Raw genomic sequence first — 8167 nt, forward strand, 5'->3', positions numbered from 1 at the left:
GAGCGTAGCCGTGACGCACCCCACGCCGTCGGCCCCGGTCACCCGCGGCGGCGACGTCGCGCGCGCTCGTAGAGTGACCCGATGCTCGTGCTGCTCCCCCCGTCCGAGGGCAAGACCCCCGCGCCCGACGGCGCCCCGCCCGTCGACCTCGACACCCTGACCTCCCCCGCGCTCACCGCGCACCGCGTGACGGTCCTCGACGCGCTCGCCGCCGCGAGCGCCCGGCCGGACGCCCACGAGGTCCTGGGCACGACGCCGGGGCTCGCCGAGGAGGTGCGGCGCAACACCGTGCTGCGCTCGGCCCCGGCCGGTCCGGCAGCCGACGTGTACACGGGCGTGCTGTACGGCGCCGCGGACCTCGCGGGGGCGCTCGCCGCGGGCGGGGAGCCCGCGCGTCGGGCCCGCGAGGACGTGCGCGTCGTGTCGGGGTTGTGGGGCGCGCTCTCCCCCGCCGACCGGGTCCCGGCGTACCGGCTCTCCATGGCGGTGGACCTGCCGGGCGTCGGGAAGCTCGCCACGGCGTGGCGGCCCCACCTCGCCCCCGTGCTCGACGAGCGGGCCGCGGGCGACGTCGTCGTGGACTGCCGGTCCGCGACGTACGTGGGCGCGTGGAAGCCGCGGACATCGGGCCCGCGGGCGGCCGAGTGGGTCGCGGTGCGGGTCGTGCGCGAGCACGCCGGGAAGCGGACCGTCGTCTCGCACAACGCCAAGCACACGCGCGGCGTGCTCGCCGGGCACCTCGTGCGCCGGGAGGCGGCGTCGCCGTCGTCCGCGGCCGGGCTGCTGGACGCCGCGCGCGAGCTCGTCGGCACGGTGATCGGGACCGAGGTCGGCTCGGGCCTCACCTACCGGCTGATCGAGGCGACCCTGCACGACGCCACGACGCGCAGCGGGCCGCGCACGCTCGAGCTCGTCATCTCCTGAGCGGTCCGCCCGAGCGGTCCGGGCGAGCGGTCCGGCGCGGTGGTCGGCCCGGGCCGGCGCCGCGTGCCACTGCGCCGGGACGGGCAGGGGTCCACAGTGGATCCATGGCCGTCAGCCAGGACCTCGCCGACCGCGTCCGCGCGGTGCTGGCGCCCCGCGCCCCGTTCGAGGAGCGGACGATGTTCGGCGGCCTCGCGTTCCTCGTCGACGGGCGCATGGCGGTCGCGATCTCCGGGGACGCCCTCATGGTGCGGGTCGGCACGGGCGGACGCACCGCCGCCCTGGAGCGCGGCGCCCGGCCGATGACGATGGGCACCCGCACGATGGCGGGGTGGGTCGTCGTCGACGGTCCGCGCCTGGCGGACACGCGCGAGCTCGACGCCTGGGTGGAGACCGGTCTCCAGTCCGCCCGCACCGCGCGTCCGAGGCCGCCGAGGTAGAGCCGCGGTCACGACCATGCCTCTACCTCGCGCTACCAGGCCTCTACCTCGGCCGGGTCAGAGGTCGCTCGGGACGCCCTGGGCCGTGAGCTCGCTCGTGCCGTCGGCCCACAACCGCAGGATGCTCACCGACGCCGGAGGGACGCGGATCCGCGACCACTGCTCGGGCGGCGCGCCCACGGACGTCCCGATCGCGGCCCGCACCTGGACGGCGTGGCCCACGACGACGACGGTGCGGCCCGCGGGCCCGGCACCCGGCAGCACGGTGTCGACGAGGTCGCGCAGCCCCTGCCGGACGCGCACGCCGACGTCGGCGGCGGACTCGCCGCCCGGGGCCGGCGTCGTCCCGGTCGCGTACCAGGCGGGCAGGAGGCCGGGCCACCCGGCGTCCACCTCCGCGGCCGTGAGCCCCTCCCACGCGCCGAAGTCCACCTCGGCGAACCGGTCGTCCGTCGTCACGGGCACCCCGAGGCGGCGGCCGACGGCGCGCGCGGTCTCCTGGGCCCGGACCATGGGCGAGGAGACGACGGCCGACGGGCGGGGCAGGTCGGGCCACGCCTGGCGACCGATCCGGAACACCAGGTCCGCGGCCTGCGCGGCCTGCGTCCGGCCGCGCGCGGTGAGGGACGGTCCCGGCACCGACGAGCCGCTGAACGCGCCCGCGACGGTGAGCGGCGTCTGCCCGTGGCGCACGAGCACGACCGTGAGCGCGGGCGCGTCGTCGAACCGGACGGTGGCGCCCGACGGCCGGGCAGGCGTGTCGACCGCCGCGCCCTCAGGGACGGCGGGGAGGGTCGTCCCGTCCACGGGGACGGCCGCGGGGTCGGCCGCGGCGCCGGACGGCACCTCCGACGTGTCCGCGGGGTCGTGATCGCGCACGACGGTCCCGCGGGTGTCCATCGCCTCGTTGGCCAGGGCGTCGGCTGCCGCGTTCTGCGCGCGCGGCACCCACTCGTAGGTGACCTGCGCGGCGGGGAGCACCGCCGCGGCCTCGGCCGCCAGGCGGCGCATGTCGTCGTGCTTGATCTGCCAGCGCCCCGACATCTGCTCGACGACGAGCCGCGAGTCCATCCGGACCGTCACGTGCGCGGCCGGGTCGATCTCCGCGGCGGCGCGCAGCCCGGCGACGAGGCCCGAGTACTCGGCGACGTTGTTCGTCGTCGTGCCGAGGTACGCGGCCCGCTCGGCGAGCACCTGGCCGGTCGCGGCGTCGCGCACGAGCGCCCCGAAGCCCGCGGGCCCCGGGTTGCCGCGCGAGCCGCCGTCGGCCTCGACGACGAGCTGCCGACCGCTCGCCCCGCTCACGCGCCGGCGCCCTCCGGCCGCACCACGATGTGGCCGTAGTCCTCGAGCCGCACCACCTGGTCGGGCGCGGCCGACGTGATCGCCGCGAGCTCGGCCGGGCTCAGCGAGACGTTGAGCCCGTCGACGTGCTGGCCGCGCAGCGCGACGACGCCGCGGCCGCCGTTCTGGTCGCGCACGCGCTCGTAGAGCGCGAGCAGGCCCGCGTCGAGGCCAGCGACGGCGTCCGTGCGCCGCCCCGCGACCTGCGCGGCCTCCGCGTCGAGCTCGGCGTACCGGGCGTCGCGCGCGGCCACGACCTCGGCCTTGGCGGACTCGAGCTCGGCGTGCGCCGACTCGAGCTTCGCGAGGGCCTCCTCGTGCGCCTCGAGCCGCTCCATGACATCGAGCTCGACCTCTTCGAGGACGCCCTGCCGGCGGGCGAGCGACTCGAGCTCCGCGACGAGCGCCTGCGCGTCCTTCGCCCCGACCTGCCCGGAGTCCAGGCGCGACTGGTCGCGGGCGGCGCGCGTGCGCACCTGCTCGACGTCGCCCTCGGCCTTGGTCAGCTCGCGCCGGAGGTCGCTCACCGCGGTCCGCGACTCCACGAGCTTGCCGCGCAGGTCCTCGAGCTGGGCGTCGAGCTCGGCGATGCGCGCGTGCTCCGGCAGGTTCTTGCGCTGGTGCGCGAGCTGCTGGGCACGCGTGTCGAGCTCCTGGACGTCGAGCAGGCGGAGCTGGTCGGCGGGCGGTGCAGTGGCCACGGGTGGTTCCTTTCGTGGGCCCCGGACGGGGCCGGCGTGCGGGTCGGTGGGGACGGGTGGGGGTCGACGCGCGGCGGGCGTCAGCCCTGCGCGGTGTCGCGGGGCGGTCCGGCGTCGGCTGCGGGGTCGGCGGGTGCAGACGGGAACCGCGCCGTCCACGGGTCGGTGACGAGCGTGCTAACCCGCGTCTCCACGGCCGCGCCGGAGCGCGCGAGGACGCGCACGAGGTCCTCGGCAGCGTAGCGGAGCCACGGCCACTCCGAGGCGTAGTGCGGCACGTCGACGAGGAACGGCGTCCCTGCCTCGCCGCCGTCGAGCCGCGCGCGCTCGCGCAGCTCGGACACGGGGTGGTGGCGCAGGTCGGAGGTGAGGTAGACGTCGGCCCCGCTCGCACGCACGGCGTCGAACAGCGAGTCGCCGGACCCGCCCACGACCGCCACCGACTCGACGCGCGCGTCGAGGTCGCCCGCCACGCGCACGCCCTGCACCGTCGGGGGCAGCACCTGCGCGACGCGCTCCGCGAAGGCGCGCAACGTCGTCGGCTCCGCGAGCCGGCCCACGCGGCCGGTGCCGGTGCGGGCCGCCTCGTGCGGCGACGGCGCGGGGTGCGGCACGAGGGGGACGCGGTGCAGGAGGTCGAGCGCGTCGGCGAGGGCGTCCGCGACCCCGCGCTGCGCGGCGTCGGCGTTGGTGTGCGCGACGTACAGCGCGCAGCCGCCCCGGATGAGGCGGTGCACGAGCGAGCCCTTGAAGGTCGTCGCGGCGACGGAGTGCACGGGCCGCAGGAACAGCGGGTGGTGCGTCACGAGGAGGTCGGCGCCCCAGGCCAGCGCCTCGTCCGCGACCTCCTCGACGGGGTCGACGGCGAGCAGCACCTTGCGCACGGGCGCGTCCGGGTCGCCGGCGACGAGCCCGACGGCGTCCCAGTCCTCCGCCGTCGACGGCGGGTACAGCTCGTCCAGCGTCCGCACGACGCGGCCGAGCGTCGGGTGCCCCGCGCCCTCGGCCGCCGGGTCCGCGGGAGACGTGTCGGTGCTCGGGTCGGGCGCGGCGGTCATGGCGGCAGGCTATCCCGGGCGGGCCGCCGGACGCCGCTCGCCGTGGTTTGATGGATTGCGCAATCCATCATCCCGCAGCCCGGAGGACCCGTGCCCCGCCCACCCCGACCCGACGACGGCGCCCCCGGCACCGACGAGACCGCTCCCCTCTACCGCATCAAGGCCGAGCTCTTCCGGTGCCTCGCGCACCCCACGCGCATCCAGGTGCTCGAGGTCCTCGCCGCCGACGCCGACCACACCGCGCCCGTCTCCGTGCTGCTCGACGTCACCGGGTGCGAGGCGTCCCAGCTCTCCCAGCACCTCGCGGTGCTGCGCCGGGCGGGCGTCGTCACCTCGACGCGCAGCGGGAACGCCGTCGAGTACCGCCTCGCCGAGCCGCTCGTCGCCGAGCTGCTCGTCGTCGCGCGGGCCTTCCTCCTGTCGAACCTCGCCGGCGCGTCCGACCAGCTCGAGGCCGCGCGGCGGCTCCCGGCCCTGCCCGGCGCGTCCGCGCGCGCGGTGCTCGACGCGACCACCGTGTCGTCCCCCTCGGCATGAACCGCCTCGCCGCCGTCCGCGACCTGCTGCCCCGGCGCTCCGACTACGACCTGCGCCCCCGGACCCTGCGCGCCGACCTCCTCGCCGGCGTCACCGTGGGCGTCGTCGCGCTCCCGCTCGCGCTCGCGTTCGGCGTCAGCTCCGGCGTCGGGGCCGCCGCCGGGCTCGTCACCGCCGTCGTCGCCGGCGTCGTCGCGGCGGTCCTCGGAGGGTCGAACCACCAGGTGTCCGGACCGACCGGGGCGATGGCGGTCGTGCTCGCGCCGGTCGTCGTCACGCACGGCCCCGGCTCCGTCGCGCTCGTCACCGTCCTCGCCGGGCTCGTGGTCCTCGTCGCCGGGCTCGCCCGGCTCGGCCGGGTCGTCACGTACATCCCGTGGCCGGTCGTCGAGGGGTTCACGCTCGGGATCGCGTGCATCATCTTCCTCCAGCAGGTCCCGGCCGCGGTCGGCGTCGAGGTCGCGCCCGGCCACAACACCCTCGTGTCCGCGGTGGAGGCCGTGCGCGCCGCCGTCACCGACGTGCCCGCCGCCCCGGTGCTGTGGACGCTCGGCTGCGTCGCCCTCGTCGCCGCGACCATGGTGCTGCTCCCCCGGCTCCACGCGGGGATCCCCGCGTCGCTCGTCGCGGTCGTGCTCGCCACCGTCCTCGTCGAGGTGCTCGGCGCGCCCGTCCCGCGCATCGGCGCGCTGCCGTCGTCGCTGCCCACGCCCGTCCTGCCGTCGGTCACGCCCGGCGCGCTGCGCGACCTCGGCGGCGCCGCGCTCGCCATCGCCGCGCTCGCCGCGATCGAGTCCCTGCTGTCCGCGCGCGTCGCGGCGACCATGGTGCAGTCCGGGCCCGGCAGCGGTTCCGTCTACCAGCCCGACCGGGAGCTCGTCGGACAAGGCGTCGCCTCCGTCGCCAGCGGCCTCTTCGGCGGCATGCCCGCCACGGGGGCCATCGCCCGCACCGCGGTGAACGTGCGCTCCGGCGCCCGCACGCGGCTCGCCGCCGTCGTGCACGCGGTCGTGATCCTCGCGGTCATGTACCTCGCCACCGGCCCGGTCTCGCGGATCCCGCTCGCCGCGCTCGCCGGCGTCCTCATGGTGACGAGCTTCCGGATGATCGGCGGGCGCACGATCCGCTCCGTCGTCGGCGCCGGGCGCTCCAGCGCGGCGACCTTCGCCGTGACCGCCGTCGTCACCGTCGCGTTCGACCTCGTGCAGGCCATCGAGATCGGCATCCTCGTCGCCGCGTTCTTCGCGCTGCGGACCGTCGCCCGCGCCTCCGGGGTCCACCGCGAGCCGCTGCCCAGCCCCGCCGAGCCGGGCGACGAGCACGTCGCGCTCTTCCGCCTCGAGGGGTCCATGTTCTTCGGCGCCGCCGACCGCGTGCTCGCCGAGGTGACCGACGCCTCGGCGCACGAGGACGTCGCGGTCGTCGTCCTGCGGCTCTCCCAGCTCCGCATGGTCGACGCGACCGGGGCGAAGGCGCTCGGCGGGCTCATCGAGGGTCTCGAGGCGCGCGGCGTCACCGTCCTCGTCAAGGGCGTCCAGGACCGGCACCGCGCGCTGCTCACGAACGTCGGCGCGCTCGCCGAGCTCCGGCACGAGAACCACCTGTTCGACACGCTCGACGACGCCGTCGAGCACGCGCGCTCCCACGTGCGCCGCGCGGCGAGCGGCACCGACGTCCCGCAGGTGCGCGGTCTGCGACCCGCGACGTGAGTGCCTAGCCTGGAGCCGTGCACGAGTACGTGCGAGCCCTGCCGCCGGCGCTGCCGCCCGGCGTCGTGTCGATGGTCGGCTACCGCCTGCGGACCGCGACGACGGACGGGACACCGTCCGTCCACCGCGGCCTGCCGTCGCCGTGGCTCACGCTCGTCGTGAGCACCGCGGGCGCCGTGCCGACGGCGGTCGGGCCGGACGACGCCCCGGTGGGCTACGCGTCGCTCGTCGGCGGGCTGCACACACGGCCTGCGTACATCCACCAGCCGCCCGAGCAGGCAGGCGTGCAGCTCGCCCTCGACCCCCTCGCGTGCCGGGAGCTGCTCGGCGTCCGGGCCGCCGAGCTCGGGCTCGTCGAGGACGCGGACGCGGTGCTCGGGCCCGTCGCCGAGCGGTTGCGCGAGCAGGTGGCCGAGGCGGGCTCGTGGCCCGCGGCGTTCGACGCCGTGCGGGCGGCGCTCACGCAGCCCGGGGGCGTCGCACCGGGTGGCTCCGTCGCCCGGTGCGACGGCGTGCGCCCCGAGGTCGCGGAGGCGTGGCGGGTGCTCGTGCGCACGCACGGGCGCGCCCGGGTCCGGGACGTGGCCCGCCACGTGGCGCTGGGCGAGCGCCGCCTGGAGACGCTGTTCCGGGCGGAGCTCGGGGTCTCGCCGCGCGCGGTGCGCGGGCTCGCGCGGTTCGACGCCGCCCGTCGCGCGGCGCAGCGCCTCGCCCTCGGCCGCGGGCCCCGCACGCTCGCGGACGTCGCCGCGAGCGCCGGGTACGCCGACCACTCCCACCTCGTGCGCGACTTCCGGCGGTTCGCCGGCACGACCCCGACCGGGTGGGTCCGGGAGGAGGTCGGGAACATCCAAGCCGGGGGCCACACCGACGGCCCAGCCTGGGACCATGAGCATCCACGAGAGCACCCGGGACACCGCTGACCACACCCCCGCCGCCGACGCGGCCGGGACGCCGACCGGGACACCGAGCCCCCATGTCTGGCCCACGCTCCAGGCGCGCGACGCCCGCGCGCTCGTCGCGTTCCTCACCGACGTCGTCGGGTTCGTCGCGACGGCCGTCATGGCGGGCGACGACCGCGACGTCGCGCACGCCCAGCTCGACTGGCCGCACGGCGGCGGGATCATGCTCGGCAGCCACTCCCCCGAGCGGGAGTGGTCGCGCGAGCCGGGGACGTGCGGCACGTACGCCGTCGTGCCCGACGACGCCGCGATCGAGGCGCTCGACGCCCGGCTGCGCGAGCGCGTGCCGGGTACCGGCGGTCGCGTCGTCGTGCCGCTGCGGGACACCGACTACGGGAGCCGCGAGCTCGTGCTCCAGGACCCCGAGGGGAACCTCTGGTCCTTCGGCACGTACCGCGGCGAACCGCGTCGGTGACAGCGCCGGGCGTCCTGCCCGCCGCGCGCGGCCGGTAGGGCGCAGCCGGCCGGGCGAAGCCGGTCGGGCGCGGCCGG

The 8167-nt window shown here is 77.5% G+C and carries 9 protein-coding genes; 6 read left to right on the forward strand and 3 right to left on the reverse strand.

The window, feature by feature from the left end; all coding sequences use genetic code 11:
• Window positions 1-81 precede the first annotated feature (81 nt).
• Both B9L22_RS15500 and B9L22_RS15505 read left to right on the forward strand, forming a co-directional pair.
• Window positions 82-924 (forward strand): YaaA family protein, encoded by an 843-nt coding sequence (locus B9L22_RS15500; protein ID WP_043653506.1) that lies wholly within the window; start codon window positions 82-84, stop codon window positions 922-924.
• 104 nt (window positions 925-1028) lie between these two features.
• Window positions 1029-1364, forward strand: coding sequence for a TfoX/Sxy family protein (locus B9L22_RS15505; RefSeq protein WP_061268605.1), 336 nt, complete (start codon window positions 1029-1031; stop codon window positions 1362-1364).
• 57 nt (window positions 1365-1421) lie between these two features.
• Here the strand turns inward: B9L22_RS15505 and B9L22_RS15510 are convergent, their stop codons facing one another.
• From B9L22_RS15510 to B9L22_RS15520, 3 genes are all read right to left on the reverse strand, one after another.
• A complete protein-coding gene (locus B9L22_RS15510) occupies window positions 1422-2669 on the reverse strand; it encodes a bifunctional RNase H/acid phosphatase (RefSeq protein ID WP_086151067.1) in 1248 nt (415 codons plus the stop codon).
• Window positions 2666-3409 carry a zinc ribbon domain-containing protein gene (locus B9L22_RS15515; protein ID WP_034653131.1) on the reverse strand — a complete coding sequence of 248 codons (744 nt, stop codon included), beginning with the start codon at window positions 3407-3409 and terminating at the stop codon, window positions 2666-2668. The genes B9L22_RS15510 and B9L22_RS15515 overlap by 4 nt, the downstream gene beginning before the upstream one ends.
• An 80-nt stretch (window positions 3410-3489) precedes the next feature.
• On the reverse strand, window positions 3490-4467 hold the full coding sequence (locus B9L22_RS15520; protein WP_086151068.1) for a Nif3-like dinuclear metal center hexameric protein: 978 nt from the start codon (window positions 4465-4467) through the stop codon (window positions 3490-3492).
• Between the two features lie 90 nt (window positions 4468-4557).
• Between B9L22_RS15520 and B9L22_RS15525 the strand changes: the two genes are divergently transcribed.
• From B9L22_RS15525 to B9L22_RS15540, 4 genes are read left to right on the forward strand one after another with little or no spacing between them, the layout of a single operon-like run.
• Window positions 4558-5004, forward strand: coding sequence for a metalloregulator ArsR/SmtB family transcription factor (locus B9L22_RS15525; RefSeq protein ID WP_086151069.1), 447 nt, complete (start codon window positions 4558-4560; stop codon window positions 5002-5004).
• Entirely contained in the window at window positions 5001-6713 is a 1713-nt protein-coding gene (locus tag B9L22_RS15530) for a SulP family inorganic anion transporter (RefSeq protein WP_086151070.1), read from the forward strand. Before B9L22_RS15525 ends, B9L22_RS15530 begins: the two co-directional genes overlap by 4 nt.
• A gap of 17 nt (window positions 6714-6730) precedes the next feature.
• A complete protein-coding gene (locus B9L22_RS15535; protein ID WP_198947315.1) occupies window positions 6731-7636 on the forward strand; it encodes a helix-turn-helix domain-containing protein in 906 nt (301 codons plus the stop codon).
• The gene (locus B9L22_RS15540) at window positions 7602-8090 is read left to right on the forward strand and encodes a VOC family protein (RefSeq protein WP_086151071.1); all 489 of its coding nucleotides are present in this window, start codon (window positions 7602-7604) and stop codon (window positions 8088-8090) included. Before B9L22_RS15535 ends, B9L22_RS15540 begins: the two co-directional genes overlap by 35 nt.
• Window positions 8091-8167 lie beyond the last annotated feature (77 nt).

This window comes from Cellulosimicrobium sp. KWT-B (genome assembly GCF_002127155.1).
In the GTDB taxonomy this organism is placed as follows: domain Bacteria; phylum Actinomycetota; class Actinomycetes; order Actinomycetales; family Cellulomonadaceae; genus Cellulosimicrobium; species Cellulosimicrobium funkei.